The organism is Nostocoides japonicum T1-X7, assembly GCF_001046855.1.
Taxonomy (GTDB): Bacteria; Actinomycetota; Actinomycetes; order Actinomycetales; family Dermatophilaceae; genus Nostocoides; species Nostocoides japonicum.
Genome location: NZ_HF570958.1, coordinates 658456 through 685083, shown reverse-complemented (window position 1 = coordinate 685083; position 26628 = coordinate 658456). Strand labels below are relative to the sequence as shown.

Sequence of the window (26628 nt, the reverse complement as noted above, 5' to 3'; positions counted from 1 at the left end):
GTCAGAGGCTCTTGCCGACGAGACCGACGAGGTCGACGAGGCGGTTGCTGTAGCCCCACTCGTTGTCGTACCAGCCGACGACCTTGACCTGGTCGCCGATGACCTTCGTGAGGCCGGCGTCGAAGATGCACGAGGCGGGGTCGGTCTCGATGTCCTTGGAGACGATCGGGTCCTCCGTGTAGACGAGGTAGCCCTTGAGCGGGCCCTCGGCCGCCGCCTTGACGATCGCGTTGACCTCCTCGACGGTCGTCTCGCGGGGCGCGTCGAAGGTGAGGTCGGTCGCCGAGCCGGTCGGGATCGGAACGCGCATGGCATACCCGTCGAGCTTGCCCTTGAGCTCGGGCAGGACGAGCGCGACGGCCTTCGCGGCACCCGTCGTCGTCGGCACCATGTTGAGGGCGGCGGCGCGGCTGCGTCGGAGATCCTTGTGGGGGCCGTCCTGGAGGTTCTGGTCCTGGGTGTAGGCGTGGATCGTCGTCATCAGGCCCTTGACGATGCCGAGGCCGTCGTTGAGCGCCTTGGCCATCGGGGCGAGGCAGTTCGTCGTGCACGAGGCGTTGGAGATCACGTGGTGCGCGGCCGGGTCGTACCGGTCGTCGTTGACACCCATGACGATCGTGATGTCCTCGTTCTTCGCCGGGGCGGAAATGACGACCTTCTTCGCGCCGGAGTCGAGGTGGACCTTCGCCTTCGTCGCGTCGGTGAACAGGCCCGTCGACTCGATGACGACCTCGGCGCCGAGGGTGCCCCACGGCAGGTTCGCCGGGTCGCGCTCGGCGAACGCGGCGATCCGCTTGCCGTCGACGGTGATGGACTCCTCGTCGTAGGTCACCTCGCCCGGGAAGCGGCCGAGGATCGAGTCGTACTTCAGCAGGTGGGCGAGCGTCGCGTTGTCGGTGAGGTCGTTGACCCCGACGAACTCGACGTCGGCGCCGGAGGCGAGGGCGGCGCGGAGGAAGTTGCGGCCGATGCGGCCGAAGCCGTTGATGCCGACGCGAACAGTCACAGTGGAATCCAGCCTTTCGGGCAGGGGGTCGTGTGGGTGGACCACCGGGGTTGGCCCTGTGGTGCCGCTCACAGCCTATTGAATCGGCCCCCGGGGGTCCGAGGGGTCCAGCGTGTGGGCACGGGGATGCTCCGGCGCTCGGTCAGGAGTCGAGCATGTCGACGGTGAGGTTGGCGTCCGTGCCCGGTATGCCGAGGTCCCCGGCGCGCTTGTCGGCCATCGCGAGGAGCCGGCGGATCCGGCCGGCGACGGCGTCCTTGGTCATCGGCGGGTCGGCGAGCTGGCCGAGCTCCTCCAGGCTCGCCTGCTTGTGCTGCACCCGGAGGGTTCCGGCCTCGCGGAGGTGGTCGGGCACCTCGTCGCCGAGGATCTCCAGGGCGCGCTGGACGCGGGCCCCGGCCGCGACGGCGGCGCGGGCGGAGCGGCGCAGGTTCGCGTCGTCGAAGTTGGCGAGCCGGTTCGCCGTCGCGCGGACCTCGCGGCGCATCCGCCGCTCCTCCCAGGCCATCACCGCGTCGTGGGCGCCGAGGCGAGTGAGCATCGCCCCGATGGCGTCGCCGTCCCGGATGACGACCCGGTCGACGCCCCGGACCTCGCGGGCCTTGGACTGGATCCCGAGACGCCGCGCCGCGCCGACGAGGGCGAGCGCCGCCTCCGGGCCCGGGCAGGTGACCTCGAGGGCCGAGGAACGCCCCGGCTCGGTCAGCGACCCGTGGGCGAGGAACGCTCCCCGCCACGCCGCCTCCGCGTCGTGATCCGCCCCGGCGACGACCTTCGGAGGGAGCCCTCGGACGGGTCGCCCACGGGCGTCGATGAGGCCGGTCTGGCGGGCCAGCGCCTCGCCGTCCTGGACGACGCGGACGACGTAGCGGCTCCCCTTGCGCAACCCGCCCGCGGCGAGGACGAGGACCTCCGAGCGGTGGCCGTAGAGCTCCGCGAGGTTGCGCCGCAGCCTGCGCGCGGAGTGGGCGGTGTCGAGCTCGGCCTCCACGACGATGCGTCCCCCGATGATGTGCAGCCCCCCGGCGAAGCGGATCATCGCCGCCACCTCTGCCTTCCGGCAGCACGGCTTGGTCACCTCGTAGCGACTCAGCTCATCCTTCACTCGTGCTGTCATCGCCATGCCGGACATCCTGCCACCCATCCGGGACCGCTCTCATCTCGTGACCGCCGCCTGCTTCCCGTACCTCGACCCGGCCGCGGCCCCTCGGGGTCGAGGTACGCCGACCCCACCAGAAGGTCACCCCATACCTCGACTCGGCCGTGCCCGTTCGGAGTCGAGGTACAAAGACACCACCAGACGGTCACCCCATACCTCGACCCAGCCGGGCCCCCTCGGGGTCGAGGTAGGAAGACACCACCGGACGGTCTCCCCATACCTCGACCCAGTGGGGGCCGTCCGGAGTCGAGGTAGGAAGACACCACCGGACGGTCTCCCCATACCTCGACCCAGTGGGGGCACCTGGGTGTCGAGGTACATGGTGACCACCAGACCGTTACCACTCCGTACGGGTCACCGCACATGCCGAGTTGTTGTCGTCGAACCGCTCCTGGCATGACATCTACTCGGCACGTGCGGAACACGCCACCAGAAGGTCACCCCATACCTCGACCCAGTGCGGGCACGTCGGAGTCGAGGTACGCCGACCCCACCAGAAGGTCATCCCATACCTCGACCCAGTGGGGGCACCTCGGAGTCGAGGTACAAGGTGACACCAGACCGTCACCACTCCGTACGCCACCGCACATGCCGAGTTGTTGTCGTCGATCGGCTTCTGGGACGACATCTTCTCGGCACGTGCGAGGACCACCACTGCCGGGTTGTCGTCGGTCGGTCGGCTCACTCCTACCTCGACCCGGCCGGACCCCTCGGGGTCGAGGTACGCCGACCCCACCAGAAGGTCACCCCATACCTCGACCCGGTGGGGGCACCTCGGAGTCGAGGTACAAGGTGACCACCAGACCGTCAACACGCCACCACAACGCCACCACAACGTCACCGCATACCTCGACTCGGCCGGGACTCTCGGGGTCGAGGTACGCCGACCCCACCAGAAGGTCACCCCGCACCTCGACCCAGCCGGGCCCTTCAGAGTCGAGGTAGGAAGACACCACCAGACGGGCACCCCATACCTCGACCCGGCCGGGCAGGAGGGGCGGTGGCGTCAGGCGAGGGCGGGGCCGATGAGGTCGCGGTAGGCCGCGGCGAGCCGGAGGAAGTCGTGGGTGCCCGGCCGGCCCTGGCTCGCGACGGGTGAGACGACGAGGCGTGCGCCGACACCCTCGGCGGCGGCCCGCAGCCCCGACTCGTCCTCGACGATGCTCGGGTCGGCGAGGACGATGTCGTATGCGACGTCCGGGGCGTGGATCGCGAGCGTCTCGAGGTGGCGAACCGCCGAGAAGCCGGCCGTCTCGTCGGTGTCGAGCTCGACGTTGAGGGTGAGGATGCGCCGCGCCTCGGTGCTGCGGAGCGCCTCGCGCAGGCCGGGGACGAGCAGGTGCGGCATGATCGAGGTGAACCAGGATCCCGGGCCGAGGACGACCCAGTCGGCGTCCTCGACGGCGGCGACCGCGGGCGGGCAGTCCGGAGGGTCCGACGGGTCGAGCCGCACGGAGAGGACCTCACCGCGCGTCGTCGCGACCTGGGCCTGCCCGACGACCGTCGACACCGCGCGCGGGTCGGCCGGGTCGAGCCCACGCACCTCGGCGGAGATCTGGAGCGGCACGCTCGCCATCGGGAGCACCCGGCCGCGGGCGTTGAGGAGCCGACCGACGAGCTCGAGGCCGGCGACGGGGTCGTCGTAGAGCTCCCACAGCGCGACGATGAGGAGGTTGCCGAGGGCATGGCCGGCGAGCGGTCCCGCACTGTCGAACCGGTGCTGGAGCACGTCCCGCCACGTGTGCCCCCACTCGGTGTCGTCGCACAGCGCGGCGAGCGCCATCCGCAGGTCGCCGGGTGGCAGGACGCCGAGCTCGTCGCGCAGGCGTCCGCTCGAGCCGCCGTTGTCGGCCACCGTGACGACCGCCGTGAGGTTCTCGGTGACGAGCCGGAGCGCCGCGAGCGACGCCGCGAGACCGTGACCGCCGCCGAGAGCGACGACGGACGGCCCGACGCCGCCGGCTCTCGGCGGGACGGAGCGCCCGCCGCGGACGGGGCTCACTCGCGCCCCAGGTCTCGGTGGACGACGAACGTCTCGACCGTCGGGGCGACAAGGGCGGCGGCCAGCCGATCGGCCATGGCCACCGACCGGTGCTTGCCGCCCGTGCAGCCGACGGCCACCGTCGCATACCGGCGTCCCTCGCGGCGGTACCCCTCGGTGACCGGCTCCATGAGAGCGACGACGCGGTCGACGAACTCCGTCGCACCCGGCTGGCTGAAGACGAAGTCCGCCACGGCCTCGTCCTGCCCGGTGAGGGGTCGCAGCTCGGGGATCCAGAAGGGGTTGGGGAGGAACCGCAGGTCGAGGACGAAGTCGGCGTCGAGGGGGACGCCGTACTTGAAGCCGAACGACATGAGCGCGAGGCGCAGCGCAGGCCCGCTCGACCCCGGGAACATGGGCCGGACCTTCTGGGCCAGCTGGTGGATGTTGAACCCCGAGGTGTCGACGACGACGTCGGCCTCCGCCCGGAGGTCGGCGAGGCGCTCGCGCTCGGTCGCGATGCCGTCGAGGAGCCGGCCGTCGCCCTGGAGCGGATGCGGCCGGCGGACGCTCTCGAAGCGCCGCACGAGGGCCTCGTCGGTCGCGTCGAGGAACACGACGGTCGGCTCCCAGCCCTGGGCCGCGAGGCCCTCGGTCGCCTGGCTCAGCTGGTCGAAGAACCCGCCGCTGCGGACGTCGACGACGGCCATGATCCGCAGCGGCTCGCTCGTGCCGTCGCCGCCGGACACGGCGAGCTCCGCCATCGGGGCGAGCAGCTGGGGCGGGAGGTTGTCGACGACGAACCAACCGGTGTCCTCGAGGACCTTCGCGACGGTCGAGCGCCCGGCGCCGCTCATGCCGGTGAGGATGACGAACTCCCGCGGCGGACGCTCGCCGTCGCCGGAGCCGGCCGGTCCGGGGGGTCCCGACGACGCGTCGGATCCGGCCGGCCCGCCGGATCCGGGCGGCCCGCCGGCCCGCGCCGCGTCGGGGGACGTCGCGCCCTCATCGGTCACGTCTGGCTCAACACCTCTCCGGTCATCACGTTGACGGCCGGCTCGGGCCGCTCCTGCGTGGACAACTCTGCCGCAATCGTCGCGGCGAGTGCGGGACCGATGCCCTCGACGGACTGGAGATCCTCGACACTCGCGGCTCGGATCCGCTTGAGGGAGCCGAAATGCTTCAGGAGCGCCTTGCGCCGCGCCTCGCCGAGCCCCGGTATGCCGTCGAGCTGGCTGGCCGTCATCGCCTTGCTCCGGCGCTGCCGATGGAAGGTGATGGCGAACCGGTGCGCCTCGTCGCGGACGCGCTGAAGGAGGTAGAGGCCCTCACTGGTCCGCGGGAGGATGACGGGGAACTCCTCCCCGGGCTTCCACACCTCCTCGAGCCGCTTCGCGAGGCCGACGACCGCGACGTCGTGGACACCGATCTCCGCGAGGGCCGTGGCGGCCGCGTTGACCTGCGGGAGGCCGCCGTCGACGACGACGAGGTTCGGGGGGTATGCGAACCGCCTGGGCCGTCCGGTCTCCGGGTCGATCCGCTCCGGCCCGGTCTCGGCCGGCACCTCACCCCCGGCGCTCGCCGCGCCGTCCGCCGCGTGCTCGCGGTCCTCGAGGTAGCGGTGGAACCGGCGGGTGAGGACCTCGTGCATGGCCGACGTGTCGTCCATGCCGCCCCCCGCGCCGTCGCCGCGGATGACGAACCGGCGGTACTCCGACTTGCGCGGCAGGCCGTCCTCGAAGACGACCATCGACCCGACCATCTGGGTGCCCTGGACGTGGCTGATGTCGTAGCACTCGATGCGCAGCGGCGCGTCGCCGAGCTCGAGATGCTCCTGGAGGTCCTCCAGCGCCTGCCCGCGGGCCGTGAGGTCCCCCGCGCGCGCCACCTTGTGGCGGGCGAGGGCCTGGTCGGCGTTGCGGCGCACCGTCTCCATGAGGGTGCGCTTGTCCCCCCGGCTGGGCACGCGCAGGTGCACCCGCGACCCGCGGAGCGCGCTGAGCCACGCCTCGACGGAGTCGGCGTCCTCGGGAAGGACGGGGACGAGCACCTCGCGCGGCACGGCCTCCCCCGCCTCTCCGCCGTAGACCTGCTGGAGGAGGTGCTCGACGATGGCGGGCATCGGCTCGGCCTCGGCGTTCTCGGCGACCCAGCCCCGCTGCCCGCGGACCCGGCCGCCCCGGACGTGGAACACCTGCACGGCCACCTCGAGGTCGTCGTCGGCGAGTGCGAAGACGTCGGCGTCGGTCCCGTCGGGCAGGACGACGGCGGACCGCTCGAGGGCCTTGCGGAGCGCCTCGAGGTCGTCGCGGACCCGGGCCGCCTGCTCGAACTCCAGCTGGTCGGCAGCCTCCTTCATCTGCCGCTCGAGCCGCTTGACGAACCGGCCGGTGTCGCCGTTCATGAAGTCGCAGAAGTCGCGCGCGATGGCCCGGTGCTCCTCCGCGCTGACCCGGCCCACGCAGGGCGCGGAGCACTTGTCGATGTACCCGAGGAGGCACGGCCGGCCGACCTGCCCGGCCCGTTTGAAGACGCCGCCGCTGCACGTCCGCATGGGGAAGACCCGCAGGAGGAGGTCGAGGGTCTCGCGGATCGCCCAGGCGTGGGCATACGGACCGAAGTAGCGGGTGCCCTTGCGCTTGGCGCCGCGCATGACCTGGGCCCGGGGGAACTCCTCCCCCATCGTCACCGCGAGGTAGGGGTAGGACTTGTCGTCGCGGTACTTGACGTTGAAGCGGGGGTCGAACTCCTTGATCCAGCTGTACTCGAGCTGGAGGGCCTCGACCTCGTTGGTGACGACGGTCCACTCGACGCTCGCGCCGGTGCGGACCATCGTCGCCGTCCGCGGGTGGAGGGCGGAGATGTCCTGGAAGTAGGAGGAGAGCCGCTGCCGCAGCGACTTCGCCTTGCCGACGTAGATGACCCGGCCGTCCTTGTCGCGGAACCGGTACACGCCGGCGTCGACCGGGATCGTCCCCGGCGCCGGGCGGTAGGTCGACGGGTCAGCCACACGACAACCCTATGCGCGCCCGCCGACACCCCGGATCCCCCCACCGTGCCCCGTCGGGCGGCCGCGTCGGCCTCTCACGCGAGGGTGATCGTGCCGTCCTTGACGGTGATCGACTTCTCGGGGAGCGCCTCGGTCGCGGGCCCCTGGACGACGGAGCCGTCGGTGATGCTGAACTCGCTCCCGTGGACGGGGCAGACCATCACCTTGTCCTCCACCTCGCTGATCGTCCCGCCCTGGTGGGTGCAGATGTCGGTGAACGCCTTGAAGGTGCCCGACTCCGGCTGGGTGACGACGACCCCGTGGCTGGCGAAGACCGTGCCGCCGCCGACGGGGACGTCGGTCGTCGCGCCGACGGCCGACCCGCTGGCGGCGGCCGAGGAGCTCCCGCCACCGGAGTCGGACGCCGTGCCCGAGGACCCACCCCCGGAGCAGGCGGCGACCGTGCCGACGCCCACCACCCCCGCGGCGACGAGCGCGGCGCGGCGGCCGCAGACGAACGGGGTGCTCTCGGTCATGACGTCTCCAGGTGGTCGGCGTTCGAGGTCGTGGTGCTCACGGCCCGGATGTCGTGGCTGACGCTCACGACCCCGGTGCGAACCAGCATGACGACATCACGTAGGAGCGGCCTGTGAGGTTCATGTGACGAGCCGTGGACGCCGGTCCCGGTCGGGTGGGCCGTCTCCGGGCGGTCCCTAGGCGGAGCAGGCCCGCTTGGCGGCGGCGGAGGTGCTGCGCACGCGCGTCGCACCCGAGGAGCCGCCGGACGCCGCCTTCCGGCGACCGGTCCCGGTGCGTGACGTCGTCCGCGCGGTCCGGGCGAGGATGGGGGCGAGGAAGCGGCCGGTATGCGAGTCCTCGAGCCTCGCGACCTCCTCGGGGGTGCCCTCGGCGATGACCCGGCCGCCGCCCCGGCCGCCCTCGGGCCCGAGGTCGATGACCCAGTCGGCGTTCTTGATGACATCGAGGTTGTGCTCGATGACGATGACGGTGTTGCCCTTGTCGACGAGGCCCTGGAGGACGCCGAGCAGCTTGCGGATGTCCTCGAAGTGCAGCCCGGTCGTCGGCTCGTCGAGCACGTAGACGGTGCGCCCCGTCGAGCGCTTCTGCAGCTCGCTGGCGAGCTTGACCCGCTGCGCCTCCCCGCCCGAGAGCGTCGGGGCCGGCTGCCCGAGGCGGACGTAGCCGAGGCCGACGTCGTTGAGGGTCGTCATGTGCCGGGCGATCGCCGGAACGGCCGCGAAGAACTCGGCCGCCTCCTCGATCGGCATGTCGAGGACGTCGGCGATCGTCCTGCCCTTGAAGTGGACCTCGAGGGTCTCGCGGTTGTACCGGGCCCCGTGGCATACCTCACAGGGGACGTAGACGTCGGGGAGGAAGTTCATCTCGATCTTGATCGTCCCGTCGCCCGAGCAGTTGTCGCACCGGCCGCCCTTGACGTTGAAGGAGAACCGGCCGGGCTGGTAGCCGCGGATCTTCGCCTCCGTCGTCTCGGCGAACAGGCGGCGGATGTGGTCGAAGACTCCGGTGTAGGTCGCCGGGTTGGACCGCGGCGTCCGCCCGATCGGCGACTGGTCGACGTGGACGACCTTGTCGAGCTGGTCGAGGCCGGTGACCGTCTTGTGCCGGCCGGGGACGTGCCGGGCGCCGTTGAGCTTGTTGGCGAGGACGTTGTAGAGGATGTCGTTGACGAGCGTCGACTTGCCCGACCCGGACACGCCCGTCACGGCGACGAACGTGCCGAGGGGGAAGGACACCGTGACGTTGTCGAGGTTGTGCTCCTTGGCGCCGACGACCGTCACGGCCCGTCCCGCCTCCCGGGGCCGGCGGACCGGCGGTGTCGGGATCTCGCGGCGCCCGGACAGGTAGAGGCCGGTCAGCGAGTCGGCATGCTCGAGGAGACCCTTGACGGGCCCGGAGTGGACGACCTGGCCCCCGTGCTCCCCCGCGCCGGGCCCGATGTCGACGACCCAGTCGGCCGTCGAGATCGTGTCCTCGTCGTGCTCGACGACGATGAGGGTGTTGCCGAGGTCGCGGAGCCGGGTCAGCGTCTCGATGAGCCGGTGGTTGTCGCGCTGGTGGAGCCCGATGCTCGGCTCGTCGAGGACGTAGAGCACGCCGACGAGACCGGACCCGATCTGGGTCGCGAGCCGGATGCGCTGCGCCTCGCCGCCCGAGAGCGTGCCGGCGGGTCGGTCGAGCGAGAGGTAGTCGAGGCCCACGTCGAGGAGGAAGCCCAGCCGCGCGTCGATCTCCTTGACGACGCGCTCGGCGATGGCCCGCTCGCGCGCCGTCAGCTCGACGGTCGCGAGGAAGTCCTTCGTCTGCTGGATGTCGAGCGCGCACACCTCGGCGATCGACCGGCTGCCGATCGTCACGGCGAGCGACTCCGGCTTCAGGCGGGTCCCCCGGCACGCCGGGCAGGGCACCTCGCGCATGTACCCTTCGTAGCGCTCCCGGCTCCAGTCCGACTCGGTCTCGGCATGCCGTCGCTTGACCCACGGCACGACGCCCTCGAAGCCCGTCGAGTACGACCGCTCCCGGCCGTACCGGTTCCGGTAGCGGACGTGGACCTTGTGGTTGCGGCCGTGGAGCAGCGCCTGCCGGGCCCGCTCCGGAAGGGCCCGCCACGGCGTGTCCATCGAGAACGCGAGATCCTCGCCGAGGGCGGCCATGACCCGCTGGAAGTACTCCGCCGACCCGCTCCCGCTCCCCCACGGCGCGATGGCCCCCTCGGCGAGGGTGAGGTCCTCGTCGGGGACGAGCAGCTCGGGGTCGACCTCGAGCTCGGTGCCGATCCCCGTGCAGACCGGGCAGGCGCCGAACGGCGAGTTGAACGAGAAGGACCGCGGCTCGATCTCGTCCATGGTCAACGGGTGGTCGTTGGGGCACGCCATGCGCTCCGAGAAGCGCCGCTCCCGCTCCGGATCGCCGGGCTCCTTGTCGACGAGCTCGACGACGACGACCCCTCCGGCGAGTCCGAGCGCCGTCTCGACCGAGTCGGTGAGCCGACGCTTCGCGCCCCGGTCACCCGACTTCGCGACGAGCCGGTCGACGACGACCTCGATGGAGTGCTTGACCTGCTTCTCGAGCTTCGGGGGCTCGGTGAGGGTCACGACCTCCCCGTCGACCCGGGCCCGGGCGAAGCCCTTCGACTGGAGCTCGGCGAAGAGGTCGACATACTCCCCCTTGCGCGCCCGGACGACCGGTGCGAGGACCTGGAACCGGGTGCGGTCGGGCAGCTCGAGGAGCCGGTCGACGATCTGCTGGGGGCTCTGCCGCGCGATGGGCGCGCCGCACACCGGGCAGTGCGGACGCCCTGCCCGGGCGAACAGCAGCCGGAGGTAGTCGTAGACCTCGGTGATCGTGCCGACGGTCGAGCGGGGGTTACGGTTCGTCGACTTCTGGTCGATCGACACGGCCGGCGAGAGCCCCTCGATGAAGTCGACGTCCGGCTTGTCCATCTGACCGAGGAACTGCCGGGCGTATGCCGAGAGGGACTCGACGTAGCGGCGCTGGCCCTCGGCGAAGATCGTGTCGAAGGCGAGCGAGGACTTCCCGGACCCGGACAGGCCCGTGAAGACGACGAGCGCGTCGCGGGGCAGGTCGACCGACAGGTCCTTGAGGTTGTGCTCGCGCGCACCGCGGACGACGAGCCGGTCACGCGATGCCGAGGGGACATGACGGGTCGCAGAAGTCACGTTGCCAAGCCTAGGTGCCGCCACCGACAGCGGGGATCACCTGGGGGCTCCGCCCCCGGGTGCCCCCGGCAGGGGGCTCCGCCCCCCGCACCCCCCGGCCGTAGGTGGTCGCCTTCCCCCGCACCCCTCCCGCACCATGGCTGTCAGGTGACCACGGAAAGCCAGCACCTGCCGAGCGGGGCTTCGGCGCATACAGTCACTTAGCGTGACGACACCCATCGAGGACTACGCCCTCATCGGAGACCTGGGGACGGCTGCGCTCGTCAGCCGGGAGGGCTCGATCGACTGGCTGTGCCTCCCCCGGTTCGACTCCCCGGCCTGCTTCGCGGCCCTCCTCGGCGAGCCGGACCACGGCCGCTGGCTCCTCACGCCGGTCGACGACGCGACGACGCATCGCTCCTACCGGGACACCTCCTCGATCCTCGAGACGGTCCACACGTCCGAGACCGGCTCGGTCAAGGTGACCGACCTCATGCCGATCGGCGACGGCAGGTCGGACATCCTGCGGATCGTCGAGGGGCTCGACGGGACCGTCCGGATGCGGCACGAGTGGATCGTCCGCTTCGGGTACGGCCGGATCCGGCCCTGGGTGACGCGCGGGTCGGGGTTCGGCATGCACGACGACGTGCTCACGGCGATCGCCGGACCCGACATGCTCGTCCTGCGGGGCACCCGGCTCCCCCGCCCGGACAAGTCCCGCTCCAAGACGGGGGTCGCGGGGGTGCACCGCGACGAGTTCCCCGTCTCCAAGGGGCAGGTCTACACGTTCTCGCTGACCTGGGTCCCGGCATACAGCGGCATCCCGGACGACATCTCGACGAGCGACCGGATCCGCGAGACCTTCGACTTCGCCCGCGACTTCGCCGAGCACAGCATCTACGACGGGCCGTACCGGGACGTCGTCGTCCGCAGCCTCCTCACCCTGCGCCTGCTCACCGACGCGGTGAGCGGCGGGATCGTCGCGGCACCGACGACGAGCCTGCCCGAGGATCCCGGCGGCGAGCGGAACTGGGACTACCGCTACTGCTGGCTCCGCGACGCCTCCCTCACCCTCGACGCGCTCCTGTCGTCCGGTCACGTCCGGTCGACGAAGCTCTGGCGCGACTGGCTCGTCCGCGCGATCGCCGGCGACCCCGAGGACATGCAGATCATGTACCGCGTCGACGGCGGCCGGGACCTCTCGGAGTACGAGCTCGACCACCTCCCCGGGTATGCCGGGTCCCGCCCCGTCCGCGTCGGCAACGCGGCCGTCGGGCAGACCCAGACCGACGTCCTCGGCGAGGTGATGATCGCCCTCGAGAACGCCCGGTCCAAGGGGCTCCAGGAGTCCAAGCAGTCGTGGGCCGTCCAGAAGACGCTCATCGACAACCTCCTCACCCGGTGGGACGCGCCGGACAACGGCCTCTGGGAGATCCGCGGTCCCAAGCGCCACTTCACCCACTCCCGGGTCATGGTCTGGGCGGCGTTCGACCGGGCGGTGCGGGGCATCGAGGTCCACGGCTACAAGGGTCCGCTGAAGAAGTGGCGGGCAGCCCGCGACCGGGTCCGGGCGGAGATCCTCGAGAAGGGCTTCGACACCGAGCGCAACACCTTCACGCAGCACTACGACACGACCGAGGTCGACGCCTCGCTCCTGCTCATCCCCATCGTCGGCTTCCTCCCGCCCGACGACCCGAGGGTCGTCGGCACGATCGCGGCCGTCGAGGAGGACCTGCTCCACGAGGGGCTCCTCATGCGCTACCGGACCGGGTCGGGGGTCGACGGCCTCACCGGCGACGAGCACCCCTTCCTCGCCTGCTCGTGGTGGCTCGTCACGGCGTATGCGATGTCGGGCCGTCTCGACGAGGCGGACGCCCTCATGGACCGGCTCGTCGGCCTCCTCAACGACGTCGGCCTCGTCTCCGAGGAGTACGACCCCATCCGGCAGCGAATGATCGGCAACTTCCCCCAGGCGTTCTCCCACCTCGCCCTCGTCGACGCGGCCTTCGCCCTCGACTCGGCCCATGCGGCGGCGGAGGGGCGCGAGGCGACGACCATCGAGGGCAGCCGGGCCGGTACGGTCGGACGATGACCGACCCCGACCGGCTCGCCGAGGAGACCGAGCGGCTCCTGCGGACCGCCCGCGCTCTCGACGACCCGAGCCTGCCGTCCCGATGCCCCGGCTGGACCCGTGGGCACGTCCTCACCCACGTCGCCCGCAACGCCGACGCCCTCGCCACGTGCATCCGCAGCGCCGTCGACGGGACCGGGGAGACGATGTACCTGAGCGACGAGGCGCGCGACGCCGACATCGACGCCGGGGCCGACCGGCCCCTCGACGTGCTCGTCGAGGACGTCCACGCGTCCGCGGAGCGGTTCGCCGCCGCGCTGACCCGGCTGACCGCGGAGCACGACCGGGTGCCGGTCGAGCGGACGCCGGGCGGCCCGTCCTTCCCCGCCGGGGCCGTGCCGGAGATGCGCCTGCGCGAGGTCGTCTTCCACCACGTCGACCTCGACGCCGGGTTCGCCTTCGACGACCTCGACTCCGACGTCCTGTCCGAGCTGCTCGCCGACCAGGTGGGCCGGCAGCGCCGTCGCGACGACGCCCCGGCCCTGCGGATCCGCACCGACGAGGGCGACACCCTCGACGTCGGCGCGGGCGGCCCCCTCGTCACCGGGTCCCGCGGCGGCATCCTCCTCTGGCTGGCCCGACAGGACGCCTCGGGAGTCCACTCCGACGACCTCCCCGTCCTGCCGACAGGAGTGTGAGCGCATGGCATACGAGCCCGACGTCCACCCCGGGGACCCGGCGTCCCTCCGGGAGCTGCCCCACCTGACGATCCGCAAGCTCGCCGTCTCCGACATGAGCAACAACGTCTACCTCCTCACCTCGAGGGCGACCGGCGAGCAGCTGCTCATCGACGCCGCGGACGACGCGCCCCGCATCCTCGCGCTCATCGAGGAGGGCGGGGGCGGCCGTCGCCACCTCGTGACGACGCACCAGCACTGGGACCACGTGCGCGCCCTGGCGGAGGTCGCTCGCCGCACCGGCGCCCGGACGTATGCCGGTGCCGAGGACGCGGACGCCCTCCCCGTCGCGCCCGACGTCCGGCTGCGGCACGGCGACCACATCGTCGTCGGCGACGTCGACCTCGCCGTCGTCCACCTCCGCGGGCACACCCCCGGCTCGGTCGCCCTCGTCTACGACGATCCCGAGGGGCACGCCCACATCTTCTCCGGCGACTCGCTCTTCCCCGGCGGCGTCGGCAACACGAAGAGCCCGGGCCAGAGCTTCGCGTCCCTCTACGCCGACGTCGTCTCCCGCATCTTCGACGTCTACGACGACGACGCCTGGGTCTACCCCGGCCACGGGTCCGACACGACCCTCGGTGCGGAGCGGCCCCACCTCGGGGAGTGGCGCGACCGCGGCTGGTGACCTCCGCCCGGTGAGGGGGCCGTCGCACTGCGCGGGGCGGCACGGCATACGGTGGGTCCATGTCGGACGCCGTGGTCATCGTCGGAGGCGGCCTGGCCGCCGCTCGCACCGCAGAGACGCTCCGGGAGGAGGGCTTCGACGGGGCGATCACGATCGTCGGCGCCGAGCCGCACCTGCCCTACGACCGGCCACCGTTGTCCAAGGAGGTCCTCCAGGGCAAGAAGGAGGTCGCGACGGCCTCCCTCCACGACGAGGCCTGGTATGCCGACCACGCCATCGACGTGCGCACCGGCACGACCGTGGCGGCCGTCGACACGGCGGCCCGCTCCCTCACCCTGTCCGACGGCACGTTGTCCTACGACGTCCTCGTCCTCGCGACGGGATCGAGACCCCGCGTGCTCGACGTCCCCGGCGGTGACCTCGAGGGCATCCACTACCTGCGCACCGTCGACGACTCGATGGCGCTCAAGGAGGCGTTCGCGCGGGGCGGCGACGTCGTCGTCGTCGGGGCCGGGTGGGTCGGCCTCGAGACGACCGCCGCGGCCGTCCTGGCCGGGTGCCGCGTCGTCGTCCTCGAGCCCCAGCCGACGCCCCTCTACGGCGTCCTCGGGCCGGAGCTCGGGTCCGTCTTCACCGCCCTCCACGAGGAGCACGGGGTGAGGTTCCGCTTCGGCGAGGGCGTCGCGTCGTTCGAGGGCGACGCGGGTCGCGTGACGACGGTCGTCACGCCCTCCGGAGCGCGCCTGCCGGCCGACACCGTCGTCGTGGGGGTCGGCATCCTCCCGAACACCGAGCTCGCCGCGGCCGCGGGGGTCGAGGTGGACAACGGCGTCGTCGCGGACGAGCTCATGCGCACCTCCGTCGACGGGGTGTATGCCGTCGGCGACGTCGCGCGGTGGTTCAACCCGACGCTCGGCTATCCGCTGCGGGTCGAGCACTGGGCCAACGCCCTCAACACCGGGCCGATCGCCGCGAAGGCGATCGCGGGGACGGCCGTGGAGAACGACCTGCTCCCCTACTTCTTCAGCGACCAGTACGACCTCGGCCTCGAGTACAGCGGCGACGTCCCCCGGGGCACGACGACCGAGATCGTCTACCGGGGCGACGTCCCCGGCCGCGAGTTCGTCGCGTTCTGGGTCGCGGACGGCTCGGTCCTCGCCGGTCTCGCCGTCAACATGTGGGATGTCATCGACGACGTCAAGGCGCTCGTCCGGGCCTCCGGGCCGGTCGACCTCGTGCGGCTCGCCGACCCCGGCGTCCCGCTCGCCGACCTCGTCCCCTGACCGCACGGACGGCGAACGGCACCGGGCCCGACGCCGTGGGGAGTGTCGGGCCCGGTGCCGCGATGGCGGTCGACTACAGGCAGTTCACCTTGATCTGCTTGGTCTTGAAGAGGGCCTTGCCGGATCCGTTGAGGTAGAACCCCTGCCAGATGACCCGGTAGGACGTGCCGGTCACGGCGTGCGTGGCCTTCCAGTCCCTCGTGAAGCTGAAGTTCCGCGCGTCGTTCGGGAACTTCGTCGACTTGACCTTCGACAGCGGGGTCGCGTTGACCCAGCCCCGTGTCGTGTACTCCTGGAGCCGGGCCTGCTGCCGGAACTGCTGAACCCCTGAGCGGCCGTTCTCGTACGTCTCCGCCGTGAATGTGATCGCGTTGGAGTAGCACTTCGCGCCGGTGATGGAGAACCCGACCGCGGCCTTCGCCGCGACGTTGGCGGCCTTGGCCGAGCTGGTGGCGTGCAGACCGCCGCCGCTGGAGGCGACGGACTCCGCCGGCGCGGCGGACGACGGGACAGCCGTGGCGACGACCGTGAGACCCGCGGCGACGAGACCCGCCACCGCAACTCGCTTCTTCACATGTCCTCCTCTTGTTCGCTGACGCCGGTGGGAGTGCCGGCTCGATCACGCTAGCGACTCGGGGCTCGGGTCAGGACCCGAACGCGCCGAGTCCCCGGGTGGCGTGTCGGCGCGACGTCCGGGATGGCAGGGAGTGTCCGAAAAAGCCTTGTCCGATGCCGGATCAGCGCGGCGCGGGCCCGTCCACCGCGGAGCCGGAGCGGAGGAGGTCGACAACGCGTCGGTCCGGCCCGTCGAGGACGATCTCCCCCCGCTCGGCGGCGTCGTCGAGCTCGCGGACGAACGCGCGCACGGTGACCCGGTCCTGCCGGGCACCGAGCCGGTCCTGCGCCTCGGTCATCTCCCGGACGACGTCCTCGGCCGGTGCCCCGAGGGCCGGTCGCGCGAGCTCCGCGAGGTACCGCGCGTCCTTGGCCGCCTTCCGCGCGTCGTGGAGCCGCTCCTCGTCGTCGGCCGCCACCCGGAGCAGCTCGCGGTGGCGCTCGACGGCCCGCGCGACGTGACGGACGAGCTCCCCCGCGGAGACCTGTGCGCCGGCGACCGCGGGGTCGTCGTGGAGGGCCTCGATCCGGCGCATCATCGTCGCATACCGGGGACGGGCCAGCGCCTTCGCGATCCCGGCCCTCGCCTGCTCCGCACGGGACGCGAGGTGCTCCTGGATCGGCCCGTCCCCCGTGGCCGTGAGCTCGTCAGGGGCCCGCAGCTGATCGAGGGCCTCGGCGAACTGCCCCGAGATGATCTCGACGTCCCTCGCCCGGCCGAGCACCCGGCCCCACCAGCGGAGGGACTCCTCGAGGACCATCGCCTCGTTCTCGTCGAAGAGCGGGGTGAGCGCGCGGAGGACGCTGCGGAAACGGCGCGAGGCGACCCGCGTCGGATGGACGGCCGCCAGGTCCCCCGTGCGGAGGGCAGCGTCGCCGGCGATGAGGGCCGCGCGCTGGTCGTCGAGGTATGCCGTGACGAGGCCGACGGTCGACGGGTCGTCCGAGGAGGCCGGTGCGGCCGGGACGTCGGGAGGCTGGGGCACACTCGTCCTTCGCTCGTGCGGCGGGCTGACCACCCGCGGCAGGGGCGGAGGTCCTGGCCCGAGCGTATGCGACGACCGCTCCGCTAGAGGAGGGCGAGCGTCGCCTCGTCCTCGTGTCCGTCGAAGTAGGCGGCCAGGACGGCGTCGAAGACCTCGGCGCGGGGGTCGTCGCTCGCCACGGCCCGGCGGAACAGCGTCATCGACGACCGCAGCTTCACCGCGTCGATGCCGCCGAGGACGGCGACGGGGTCGTGGGCGCCGAGGTCGAGGAGAGCACGCGCGCACTCCAGGAGCCGGTCGCCGAGCACCGGGTGCGCGAGGTAGGCGCGCGCCTCGGGAAGCCCGCTCACCGCATACCGCTGCGCCATCGGGCTGTGCCCGAGCCCCGCGACCTGCGGCAGGACGAACCACATCCAGTGACTCCGTTTGCGTCCCGCGCGCAGCTCGGCGAGGGCCGTCGCGTACGTCCCACCCTCGTCCTGCGCGGAGACGAAGCGGTCGAGGTCATGGGGGGCGGAGTCCATCGGTCAGGCGTCCTCCCACAGCCCGATGACGTTGCCCTCCGTATCCGTCGCGTAGGCGGCGAACCCCATGTCGCCGACGGGTTGGCGGTCGCGGACGGTGCGGCCCCCCGCCGCCTCGACCTGGGCGAGGGTCCGGACGATGTCGTCGACGACGAGCGTGACGACGGTCGTCGGCACCACGTCGCAGCGCTGCAGCATCCCTCCGTTGACGAATCCCGGCTCGGTGGGCCCGGCGTCACCGGTGGGCCCGGTCGTGACGAGCGCGTACTCCATCTGCGGCATCGCGTTGATCGTCCACCCGAAGACATCCCGGTAGAAGGTCGTCGCCCGCTCTCCGTCGTCGAAGGGGATCTCGAAATGCATCACCGAAGCAGCCATCCTCCGAGGCTGTCATACCCTGGCGCCCGTGTCTCGCCCCGCGACCGTGCCGGCGCCGGCGCTCGTCCTCGGAGGCATCGTCTCGGTGCAGGTCGGCGCCGCACTGGCCCAGACGCTCATCCCCCGGATCGGCTCGAGCGGCTCGGTCCTCATGCGGCTCGCCCTCGCGACGCCGATGCTCCTGCTCCTCGTCCGGCCCCGGTGGCGCGGCCATGATCGACGGGCGTGGCTCGTCGTCGGCGCGTTCGGGCTGACGCTCGGACTCATGAACTCGGCGTTCTACGGCGCGCTGGCGCACCTGCCCATCGGGGTGGCCGTGACCGTCGAGTTCGTCGGGCCGCTGACCCTCGCCGCCCTCACCTCGCGGCGCCCCGTCGACCTCCTCGCGGTCGCGGCGGCGGCGGGCGGCGGCGTCGTCCTCATCTCCGAGGTCCTCACCGTCCCGGTCGCCGACCTCAGCTGGCTCGGCCTCGGGCTCGCCCTCACGGCCGGCGCACTGTGGGCCTGCTACATCGTCCTCAGCCGCCGCACGGGGCCGCCTTCCCCCAGCTCGACGGACTCGGCATCGCCATGGTCATCGCGAGCTGCGTCGTCATCCCGCTCGGCCTCCCGTCGATCCCGCAGTGGACGTGGGGCGACGTGGCCCGGGGCCTCGGCATCGCCGTCCTGTCCTCGGTCGTCCCCTACACCCTCGACCTCATGGCGCTGCGCCGGATGGACCCGTCGGTCTACGGGATCCTCATGAGCCTGGAGCCCGCCGTCGCGGCCCTCGCCGGCCTGCTCATCCTCGGGCAGCGCCTCGCCGGGCTCCAGCTCCTCGGCATGGCGCTCGTCGTCGGGGCGAGCGCGGCCGTGCTCGGGACGGCGGGCCCCCGGGACCGACCACCCGACATCGAGGCGGCCATCGGCACCTGACCCACACCACGGGAGGTGACGCGCGCGTCAGGTGGGCGAGGGATCGCGGCCGGCCCAGGCCTGCCGGATCTGGCCGAGGTGGTCGCGCATGAGCCGGGCCATCCCGTCGGCGTCGCGGGCCAGGACGAGGTCGACCATCTCCTCGTGCTCGACGGCGTTGCCGGGCAGCGTGCCCCGCTCGGCCATCTCGGCGAGCCCGAAGAGCCGGGACCGACCGCGCAGGTCCCGGACCACCTCGACGACGTAGTCGTTGCCGTGGAGGGCGAGGAAGCGCAGGTGGAACTCGGTGTCGAGGGCGACGTACCGTGCGAGGTCCTTCGCGGCGGCCGCGTCGACCATCGACCGGGCGAGGGGCCGCAGCTCCTCGACGCGCCGCCAGGTGTCGGCGTCGGCGTCGCGGGCGACGGCCGTCATGACGGGCACCTCGATGAGGCCACGGAGCTCGGCGAGCGCGTCGAGCTCCGCGTCGCTCATCGCGGTGACCCGGAAGCCCTTGTTCCTCACCGGCTCGACGAGCCCCTCCCGGACGAGGTCGAGCATCGCCTCCCGGACGGGGGTCGGCGACACCCCGAACTCCGCGGCGAGACCGGGCGCGGAGTACAGCTCGCCGGGGCGCAGCCGCCCGGACACGAGGAGGGCCCGCAGCGCGTCGGCCACCTGCTCCCGCAGGCTGCTCCGGCCACCGAGCGACGGCAGACCGAGACCCGGCGAGGCGTCCTCGGTCACGCCCGGTCCTCGGCCCGCCCCACCGCGGCCCGGTATGCCGCAACGCCGACGACGAGGTCCTCCCAGGCCATCCCGGACGAGGCGAGGACGACGGGGCGCCCGTCGAGGGTCGCCGGGTCGGTGTCGAGGATGCCGCTCATCGTGACGAGCCGGTCCGCCGTGAGGACGCCGTCGTCGATGGCGAGGACGACGTTGCCCGACTCCCGCAGCGCTGTCGCGACGGACTCGACGACGACGGTGGCGCGCCCCATGAGGGCGGAGTCGAGCTCCCGCACGTCGGGCTCGTGCGAGCCGACGGCGAGGACGACGGCGTCGTCGCGCACGAGGCTCCCGTCGAACACCGGCGTCCGCGAGGTCGTCGCGGCGACGACGACGTCGGCTGATGCGACCGCCCGGCCGACGGCGTCGACCTCGGCGGCCGCCAGGGCGACGGCCCCCTCGATCCCCGCCCGGGACGCGGACTCCACCGACCGCGCGACGACCGTCGTCCCGGCGATGGGCAGGTGGGCCCGGATCGTGTCGGCGTGACCGCGGGACTGCGGCCCCGACCCGAAGATGACCAGCCGGACGCCCTCGGAGTCCCCGAACCGGCGGCGCAGCACGTCGAGCACGCCGGCGACGGACACCGCGGGGGTCCGCAGGTTCGTGAGGGCCACCCCGTCCATGACGGCGACGGGCCGCAGGGTGAGCGCGTCATGGAGGAGGAAGAGCCCGTTGATCCGCTCCTCCCCGAGCGAGGGGTTCTCGGGGGCCACGTTGACCACCTTGACCCCGAACCAGTCCCCGTGCTCGGCAGGCATGAGGAGGGACTGGCCGTGGGCGAGGTCGACGATGGTGCGCGGGACGCCGGCGTCCGGGTCGAGCCCGCCGCGCAGCGCCTCGCGCAGGGCCGACACGGCGCCGGGCGCGCCGAGGGCCAGGACCTCCGCGGCCTCCAGGACGACGGTCATCGGAGGACGAACCCGGGGACGAGCGGGTCACGGGAGTCGACGGTGAACCGCGAGGATCCCGTGCGGTATGCCATGCCCGTCACCTCCGGCCGGAACGCGCGCCGGCCCTCCGCCTCGGACTCGGCGACGACGCGGGCGCGGAACGTCGACCCGACGATCGACCCGTGGACGAGGGTGTCCCCGGGACGGAGGTCGCCGCTGTCGGCGAGGAGCGCGACCCGGGCCGACGTGCCCGACCCGCAGGGGGACCGGTCGACCTCGCCGTCGACGAAGACCGTGACGTTGCGCTGGAAGAGCTGGCGCGCCCCCGCGTCGTCGGTGACCGTCGGGGCGGTCTCCTCGGTGAGGATGACCCCGTAGATGCCGGACAGCCGCGGGTCGCTCGGGTGCTCCGCCGCCCCGGCGTCGTTGAGGGTGGCGCGGATCGACCGGCCGACGGCGATGAGGTCGGCGTAGTCCTCGGGCACGACCCGCAGGCCGACGGCGGACGCCGGGAGGACGGCATACATCGCGCCGCCGTAGCCGATGTCGACGGTGACCGGTCCCCGGGGCGAGGCCACCTCGACGCCGCGGCGGAAGGCGTAGGAGGGGACGTTGGTGAAGGCGACGGACTCGACGCGGCCGTCGCGCGTCGTCACCGAGGCGGTGACGCGACCGGAGGGCACGTCGACGACGACGTCGGTCACGCCGTCGGAGGGCGCGGCGACCCGGCCGGTCTCGACCGCCCACGCGCCGAGCGCGATCGTCCCGTGGCCGCACGCCGTCGAGAAGCCGTCCTTGTGCCAGAAGAGGACGCCGAAGTGCGCGCCGTCGTCGTCGGCCGGCACGATGAACCCGCCGTACATGTCCGCGTGACCCCGGGGCTCGCTGCACAGGAGGGCGCGCAGCCACTGGACCTCGGTGGACTCGATGGCGACCATCCGCCGCTCGGCGACGGTGAGTCCGGGCGCCGCGACCGGGTCCGGCACGTCGGTCACGATGCGGAAGGGCTCACCGGCCGTGTGGTAGTCGACCGTCTCGTATGCGGGTTGCTCGCTCACAGGAGGAATCCTCGGGGGAAGGGGTCGGTCGGGTCGAGGTGGTACTGCGCCGTGCCGGTGACCCACGCGCGCCCGGTGATGGCCGGCCGGATCGCGGGACGGTCGCCGACGGTCGTCTCGGCGAGGATCTCCCCGCGGAAGGTCGTGCCGATGAACGACTCGTTGAGCAGGACGTCCCCGACGCCGAGGAGGCCTCGCGCATGGAGCTGCGCGAGCCGTGCGGACGTCCCCGTCCCGCAGGGGGAGCGGTCGAACCACCCGGGGTGGATCGCCATCGCGTGGCGGGAGTGCTGGGGCGTCGACCCCGGCGCCTGGAGGTACACATGACGGCAGCCCGTGATCCGCGGATCCTCGGGGTGGGTCACGGGGTTCTGCTCGTTGACGGCCGCCATGATGCCCAGTCCGGCGCGGAGCATGGCGTCCTTGTTGGCCCGGTCCCACTCGACGCCGATGTCCTCGGTGCGGACGATGGCGTAGAAGTTGCCGCCGTAGGCGATGTCGTAGGGCACGGTCCCGAGGCCCGGCACCTCGACGGTCTGGTCGAGGGCGTGGGAGTACGACGCGACGTTCTCCAGCGTCACGCCGACGGCCGCGCCGTCCTCCACGGCCACGCGGGCGACGACGAGCCCGGCGGGGGTGTCGAGCCGGATGACGGTCTCGGGCTCGGTGACCTCGACCATCCCCGTCTCGACGAGGACCGTCGCGACGCCCATCGTCCCGTGACCGCACATCGGCAGGCACCCGGACACCTCGATGTAGAGGACGCCGTAGTCCGCGTCCGGCCGGGTCGGTGGCTGGAGGATGGCCCCGGACATCGACGCATGGCCGCGCGGCTCGTACATGAGGAGGGTCCGCAGACCGTCGCGCTCGGCGAGGAAGCGCTCCCGGCGCTCCAGCATGGTGGTGCCGGGGAGGACCCCGACGCCGCCGGTGATGACGCGCGTCGGCATACCCTCCGTGTGGGAGTCGACGGCGTGGAGGACGAGCCGGCTCCGCATGGCGCTACTCGACCCCGGCGTCGATGAGCCGCTGCGTCGCCTCGCGGACGACGGCCTCGGTTGCGGCGTCGAGCGGCTGGCGCGGCGGCCGGCAGCTGCCCCCGCGTCGGCCGATCAGGTCCTGCCCGAGCTTGATGGCCTGGATGAACTCGGTCTTGCTGTCCCACCGGAGCACCGGGTGCAGGGCTCGGTAGAGCGGCAGCGCGCGCTCGACGTCGCGGGCCACGCTCGCCTCGTAGAGCTCGACGCACGCCTTGGGGAAGACCTGGGGGTAGCCCGCGACCCAGCCCTTCGCCCCGGCGATCCCGACCTCGAGGACGGTGTCGTCGGTGCCGATCATGAGGTCGAGGTCGGGCGCGAGCTCGCTGATCTCGTAGCAGCGACGGACGTCGCCCGAGAACTCCTTGACCCCGACGATGAACCCCTCGGCGTGCAGCTTCGCGAGGATCTGCGGCCTCAGGTCGACCTTCGTGTCGATGGGGTTGTTGTAGGCCGTGACGGGCAGCCCGGCGGAGGCGACGAGCTCGAAGTGCTCGAGGATCGCGCGCTCGTCGGCGCGGTAGGCGTTGGGCGGGAGGGCCATGACGGCCTGGCAGCCGAGGTCCTTGGCGACCTGGGCGTGCCGCTTGCTCTCCAGACCACCGTAGGCGCCGACCCCCGGCATGACGGTGAACCCCTCGGGGGCGTTCTCCACGGCGGTGCGGACGACGGCGTCGCGCTCCTCCCACGAGAGCGTCTGGTACTCCCCGAGCGACCCGTTGGGGGCCACGCCGTTCACCCCCTGCTCGGCGAGCCACGCGACGTTCTCGCCGAAGGCGGCGAGGTCGGGCTCGAGGGCGTCGGTGAAGGGCAGGCCGACGGCGACGAGGACGCCGTGCCACGGCTGGCGGTCGGCGGTCGGGGTGGCGGCAGTGGTCATGGACGTCCTCCGGGGGTCGATGGCGGGGCGATGGCCAGTAATATATTACATTGCACTAGCCCTCGTCCACTCAGGGCGTGCCGAGCAGGTCGCGCATCCGGACGGGCATCGCGACGAGGCGCTCGGTGGCCGCCGACCGGTCGGGGCGTCCGATCCGGTCCGCCACGAGGGCGCGGCATCCCGCCTCGCAGACCCTCCCCTGGCACCAGCCCATCCCGGCGCGCGTCAGCTGCTTGACCTGGCGGGCGTCCCTCGCCTCCCGGTCCCGCAGGGCGTGGTCGACGGCCGCGCGCGGAACCTCCTCGCAGCGGCAGACGAGCGTCTCCGCGGCGGTCGCGTCGACCCAGCCCGCCGGGACGGCGTGAGCCTGGGCCATCGCGGCCGCGAAGGAGCGCAGGGCCGCGATGCGCCGGTCGAGGTGTCGCAGCCGGGCGGCGTCCGGGTCGTGGCCGGTCCGGTCGGCGAGGACGCTGTATGCCGTCCGCTCGCCTTCGGCGAGGGCGAGCGCCGCCCCGCCGACGCCCGTCGTCTCGCCGGCGGTGTAGACGCCCTCGACGCTCGTGCGCCCCTCGGTCTCCGCGACGACGTGGCGTCCGTCGTCGGTGCGGGTCGTCGCGCAGCCGGCCGTCACGGCGAGGTCGACGACCGGCGTGAAGCCCCAGCCGACACCGACGGCGTCGACGGCGACCGTCGTGCGACCGTCCGGCCGGGGGCGCCCCGTGGCGTCGAGCCGCGCGACCGTCACCGCCTCGACCCGGTCCGTGCCGAGCGCCTCGACGACCATGCGTCCGGTCCGGAGGGGGATCCGGTGCCGGGCCAGGGCGGCCGCATACTCGGCTCCCTCGGCGAGCTTCGCGACGTTGCGCGCGACGGCGGGCAGGTGCCGGCCCCAGCGCGTGGGCGGGTTCGCCTCGTAGACGCCGACGACCTCGGCCCCGCTCTCGGCGAGCCCGACCGCGACCGGGAGGAGGAAGGGGCCCGAGCCCGCGACGGCGACGCGCCGCCCGGCGGCCACGGCATGCCCCTTGAGGAGCGCCTGGAGACCCCCGGCGGTCATGACGCCGGGCAGGTCCCAGCCCCGGAAGGGCAGGGACGTGTCGTACGCGCCGGTGGCGACGACGAGCGCGGGCGCGGCGACGCGCAGCTCACCCCCGCCGGGAGCGTGCCGGCCCCCGGCGGCACGACGCTGGGTCGCGGCGACCTCCCACCCCCCGTCGCGGCGCCCCACCGTCCACACCTCGTGGCCGAGGAAGGTCCGGGCGCGGCCGGCCGCGACCGCCTCCTCGAGTCGCGAGCACAGCGCCCGGTAGGTCGGGAGGTCATGGTGGAGGTGCGCGACCTCCCCTGCCGTCACCGCGCCCGCGCCGTCCGCTCCCTCCACCGGTGCGGGGTGGCGCCAGTACTGCCCCCCGACGGCCCAGCCGGCGTCGACGAGGTCGACGGTCAGGCCGTGCCGGACCGCCGTCACGGCGCACGCGAGGCCGGCAGGTCCGGCCCCGACGACGACGACATCCGCGCCGGTCATCGCTCCCCCACCCCCTCCTGGGTCGTCACCCGCATACCGTCCGCGGCGAGGACGAGGCAGGCCCGCTGGTTGGGCATCCCGTCGACCGTGACGAGGCAGTCGTAGCAGATCCCGATGCCGCAGAAGAGTCCCCGGGGTCGCCCCTCCCGCGGTGTCGTCCGCCAGGACCGGATGTCGCACGCGGTGAGGGCGGCGCCGACGCTCTGTCCGGGCCGGTAGGGAACGTCGCGGTCGTCGAACCGGAAGGTGGTCAGGGCAGTCATGCCGGCACCGCCTCGCCGAACCGGCCGGGCGCGAAGGGCGCTGTCGCCACGCCGTCGACCTCCACGGGTGCCCGGCCGTGGTCCGCGGACAGCATGGCGGCCACGAACGCGCCGGTCGCCGGCGCGAGCCCGACGCCGGCTCCCTCGTGGCCGCACGCGTGGACGAGCCCCGGACACCGGGGGTCCGGGCCGATGACGGGCAGGTGGTCCGGACAGTAGGGCCGGAACCCCCGGTAGGTCCGCAGGATGCGGACGTCGGCGAGCACGGGGAAGAGCGCGACCGCCTGGGCGGCGAGGCGGCGGACGACGTCGGGGTCCATAGACCGGTCGTAGCCCACGCGCTCGCGGCTCGCGCCGATGAGGATCGTCCCGCCGCGGGTGCCCTCGACGACGCAGGAGGTCTGCAGCCCCGCGTCGCTCGAGCCGACGTTGTCGACATAGTCCGCCGAGTAGACCTTGTGACGGACGATCGGCCCCACGGGCTCGGTCACGAGGACGAAGCCCCGTCTCGGCAGGACCGGGACGGGCCCTCCGAGGAGCGCGGACACCTCACCGCCCCAGGGGCCGGCGGCATTGACGACCCTGTCCGCCTCGACCGCCGTGCCGTCGCCGAGCCGGAGGCGCCAGGTCGACGACGAGGCCGTCCGCTGGGCCGCGACGACGGGGCTGCCGGACCGGAGGACCGCGCCGAGCCGCGTCGCCGCCTCGAGGATCGTCTGGGACGCGAGGACCGGCTGGACCTGGAGGTCCTGCGGGTAGTGGACGCCGACGGCGAGACCGTCGACGATCCGCGGCTCGAGGTCGACCGGGTCGACCTCCTCCGCGAGGACGCCGACCTCGCGCTGGCCGGTCGCGAAGGCGCGCCAGACGTCGGCCGCCGCCTCGGACGCGGCGACGACGAGGCCGCCCTTCTCGTCGAGCTCGAGCCCCTCCCTGCCCAGCTCGTCCCCGAGGGCCAGCCAGTGGCGGCGCGAGGAGAGCATGAGATCGAGCTCGGGACCGGCCCCCTTGTCGGACACGAGGAGGTTCCCCTCGCCGTGGCTCGAGGTCCCGGCGGCGACGCCCTCGCGGTCGACGACGACGACCTCCCAGCCGGCGCGCGCGGCATACAGGGCGCAGCAGGCGCCGACGATCCCCGCACCGATGACGACGACCCGACCCATCGCGCGGAACACCTCCTCGTGTCGACCTTCCCAACCGCTGTCGAGGACGATATGACAGGAGCACCACATCCCGG

24 protein-coding genes are annotated in these 26628 nt (G+C 72.8%); 5 read left to right on the top strand and 19 right to left on the bottom strand.

All coding sequences use genetic code 11. The features are described 5' to 3' along the window. Position 1: 1 nt before the first annotated feature. The 7 genes from gap to uvrA all read right to left on the bottom strand — a co-directional run bounded on the left by gap (position 2) and on the right by uvrA (position 10854). A complete protein-coding gene (gene gap, locus BN12_RS03085; protein ID WP_048549983.1) occupies positions 2-1006 on the bottom strand; it encodes a type I glyceraldehyde-3-phosphate dehydrogenase in 1005 nt (334 codons plus the stop codon). 142 nt (positions 1007-1148) lie between these two features. Next, positions 1149-2129, bottom strand: a complete 981-nt coding sequence (whiA, locus tag BN12_RS03080; protein ID WP_048549980.1) for a DNA-binding protein WhiA — start codon at positions 2127-2129, stop codon at positions 1149-1151. Between the two features lie 1042 nt (positions 2130-3171). After that, the gene (locus BN12_RS03070; protein ID WP_048549974.1) at positions 3172-4167 is read right to left on the bottom strand and encodes a gluconeogenesis factor YvcK family protein; all 996 of its coding nucleotides are present in this window, start codon (positions 4165-4167) and stop codon (positions 3172-3174) included. Next, on the bottom strand, positions 4164-5162 hold the full coding sequence (gene rapZ, locus BN12_RS03065) for an RNase adapter RapZ (protein ID WP_083454372.1): 999 nt from the start codon (positions 5160-5162) through the stop codon (positions 4164-4166). Before rapZ ends, BN12_RS03070 begins: the two co-directional genes overlap by 4 nt. Beyond that, positions 5159-7156, bottom strand: a complete 1998-nt coding sequence (gene uvrC, locus BN12_RS03060) for an excinuclease ABC subunit UvrC (RefSeq protein ID WP_048549972.1) — start codon at positions 7154-7156, stop codon at positions 5159-5161. Before uvrC ends, rapZ begins: the two co-directional genes overlap by 4 nt. Positions 7157-7230: 74 nt before the next feature. Continuing rightward, positions 7231-7671: a Rieske (2Fe-2S) protein gene (locus BN12_RS03055; protein WP_048549971.1), complete on the bottom strand. Its 441-nt coding sequence runs from the start codon at positions 7669-7671 to the stop codon at positions 7231-7233. 177 nt (positions 7672-7848) lie between these two features. Further along, complete coding sequence (gene uvrA / locus BN12_RS03050; protein ID WP_048549970.1) at positions 7849-10854, bottom strand: excinuclease ABC subunit UvrA; 3006 nt, start codon at positions 10852-10854, stop codon at positions 7849-7851. A 205-nt stretch (positions 10855-11059) separates the two neighbouring features. Here uvrA and BN12_RS03045 point away from each other — a divergent pair, with 205 nt between their 5' ends. The 4 genes from BN12_RS03045 to BN12_RS03030 are packed head-to-tail and all read left to right on the top strand — an operon-like array spanning position 11060 to position 15552. Next, entirely contained in the window at positions 11060-12925 is a 1866-nt protein-coding gene (locus tag BN12_RS03045; RefSeq protein ID WP_048549969.1) for a glycoside hydrolase family 15 protein, read from the top strand. Further along, complete coding sequence (locus BN12_RS03040) at positions 12922-13602, top strand: maleylpyruvate isomerase family mycothiol-dependent enzyme (protein WP_048549968.1); 681 nt, start codon at positions 12922-12924, stop codon at positions 13600-13602. The genes BN12_RS03045 and BN12_RS03040 overlap by 4 nt, the downstream gene beginning before the upstream one ends. A gap of 4 nt (positions 13603-13606) precedes the next feature. Further along, entirely contained in the window at positions 13607-14269 is a 663-nt protein-coding gene (locus BN12_RS03035; protein WP_048549967.1) for an MBL fold metallo-hydrolase, read from the top strand. A 59-nt stretch (positions 14270-14328) separates the two neighbouring features. Continuing rightward, positions 14329-15552: an NAD(P)/FAD-dependent oxidoreductase gene (locus BN12_RS03030; protein WP_048549966.1), complete on the top strand. Its 1224-nt coding sequence runs from the start codon at positions 14329-14331 to the stop codon at positions 15550-15552. A 73-nt stretch (positions 15553-15625) separates the two neighbouring features. Here the strand turns inward: BN12_RS03030 and BN12_RS03025 are convergent, their stop codons facing one another. The 4 genes from BN12_RS03025 to BN12_RS03010 all read right to left on the bottom strand — a co-directional run bounded on the left by BN12_RS03025 (position 15626) and on the right by BN12_RS03010 (position 18055). Then, positions 15626-16126: a hypothetical protein gene (locus BN12_RS03025; RefSeq protein WP_157635318.1), complete on the bottom strand. Its 501-nt coding sequence runs from the start codon at positions 16124-16126 to the stop codon at positions 15626-15628. A 163-nt stretch (positions 16127-16289) separates the two neighbouring features. After that, on the bottom strand, positions 16290-17153 hold the full coding sequence (locus BN12_RS03020; RefSeq protein ID WP_048549964.1) for a CHAD domain-containing protein: 864 nt from the start codon (positions 17151-17153) through the stop codon (positions 16290-16292). Positions 17154-17236: 83 nt separating this feature from the next. Continuing rightward, a complete protein-coding gene (locus tag BN12_RS03015) occupies positions 17237-17677 on the bottom strand; it encodes a DUF1810 domain-containing protein (protein WP_048549963.1) in 441 nt (146 codons plus the stop codon). Between the two features lie 3 nt (positions 17678-17680). Beyond that, on the bottom strand, positions 17681-18055 hold the full coding sequence (locus BN12_RS03010) for a VOC family protein (RefSeq protein ID WP_048549962.1): 375 nt from the start codon (positions 18053-18055) through the stop codon (positions 17681-17683). 570 nt (positions 18056-18625) lie between these two features. Between BN12_RS03010 and BN12_RS26550 the strand changes: the two genes are divergently transcribed. After that, complete coding sequence (locus BN12_RS26550) at positions 18626-18970, top strand: EamA family transporter (protein ID WP_327152695.1); 345 nt, start codon at positions 18626-18628, stop codon at positions 18968-18970. A gap of 27 nt (positions 18971-18997) precedes the next feature. Here the strand turns inward: BN12_RS26550 and BN12_RS03000 are convergent, their stop codons facing one another. From BN12_RS03000 to BN12_RS02965, 8 genes are all read right to left on the bottom strand, one after another. Beyond that, positions 18998-19696 carry a GntR family transcriptional regulator gene (locus BN12_RS03000; RefSeq protein ID WP_048549961.1) on the bottom strand — a complete coding sequence of 233 codons (699 nt, stop codon included), beginning with the start codon at positions 19694-19696 and terminating at the stop codon, positions 18998-19000. Further along, a complete protein-coding gene (locus BN12_RS02995; RefSeq protein ID WP_048549960.1) occupies positions 19693-20646 on the bottom strand; it encodes an ornithine cyclodeaminase family protein in 954 nt (317 codons plus the stop codon). The genes BN12_RS03000 and BN12_RS02995 overlap by 4 nt, the downstream gene beginning before the upstream one ends. Next, positions 20643-21686, bottom strand: a complete 1044-nt coding sequence (locus tag BN12_RS02990; RefSeq protein ID WP_200901130.1) for a proline racemase family protein — start codon at positions 21684-21686, stop codon at positions 20643-20645. Before BN12_RS02990 ends, BN12_RS02995 begins: the two co-directional genes overlap by 4 nt. Then, complete coding sequence (locus BN12_RS02985) at positions 21683-22684, bottom strand: proline racemase family protein (RefSeq protein ID WP_048549959.1); 1002 nt, start codon at positions 22682-22684, stop codon at positions 21683-21685. The genes BN12_RS02990 and BN12_RS02985 overlap by 4 nt, the downstream gene beginning before the upstream one ends. A gap of 4 nt (positions 22685-22688) precedes the next feature. Then, on the bottom strand, positions 22689-23603 hold the full coding sequence (locus tag BN12_RS02980) for a dihydrodipicolinate synthase family protein (RefSeq protein ID WP_048549958.1): 915 nt from the start codon (positions 23601-23603) through the stop codon (positions 22689-22691). 70 nt (positions 23604-23673) lie between these two features. Next, positions 23674-25128 carry an NAD(P)/FAD-dependent oxidoreductase gene (locus BN12_RS02975; RefSeq protein ID WP_048549957.1) on the bottom strand — a complete coding sequence of 485 codons (1455 nt, stop codon included), beginning with the start codon at positions 25126-25128 and terminating at the stop codon, positions 23674-23676. Continuing rightward, the gene (locus tag BN12_RS02970; RefSeq protein WP_048549956.1) at positions 25125-25391 is read right to left on the bottom strand and encodes a (2Fe-2S)-binding protein; all 267 of its coding nucleotides are present in this window, start codon (positions 25389-25391) and stop codon (positions 25125-25127) included. The genes BN12_RS02975 and BN12_RS02970 overlap by 4 nt, the downstream gene beginning before the upstream one ends. Continuing rightward, the gene (locus tag BN12_RS02965) at positions 25388-26554 is read right to left on the bottom strand and encodes an NAD(P)/FAD-dependent oxidoreductase (protein WP_053079933.1); all 1167 of its coding nucleotides are present in this window, start codon (positions 26552-26554) and stop codon (positions 25388-25390) included. Before BN12_RS02965 ends, BN12_RS02970 begins: the two co-directional genes overlap by 4 nt. Positions 26555-26628 lie beyond the last annotated feature (74 nt).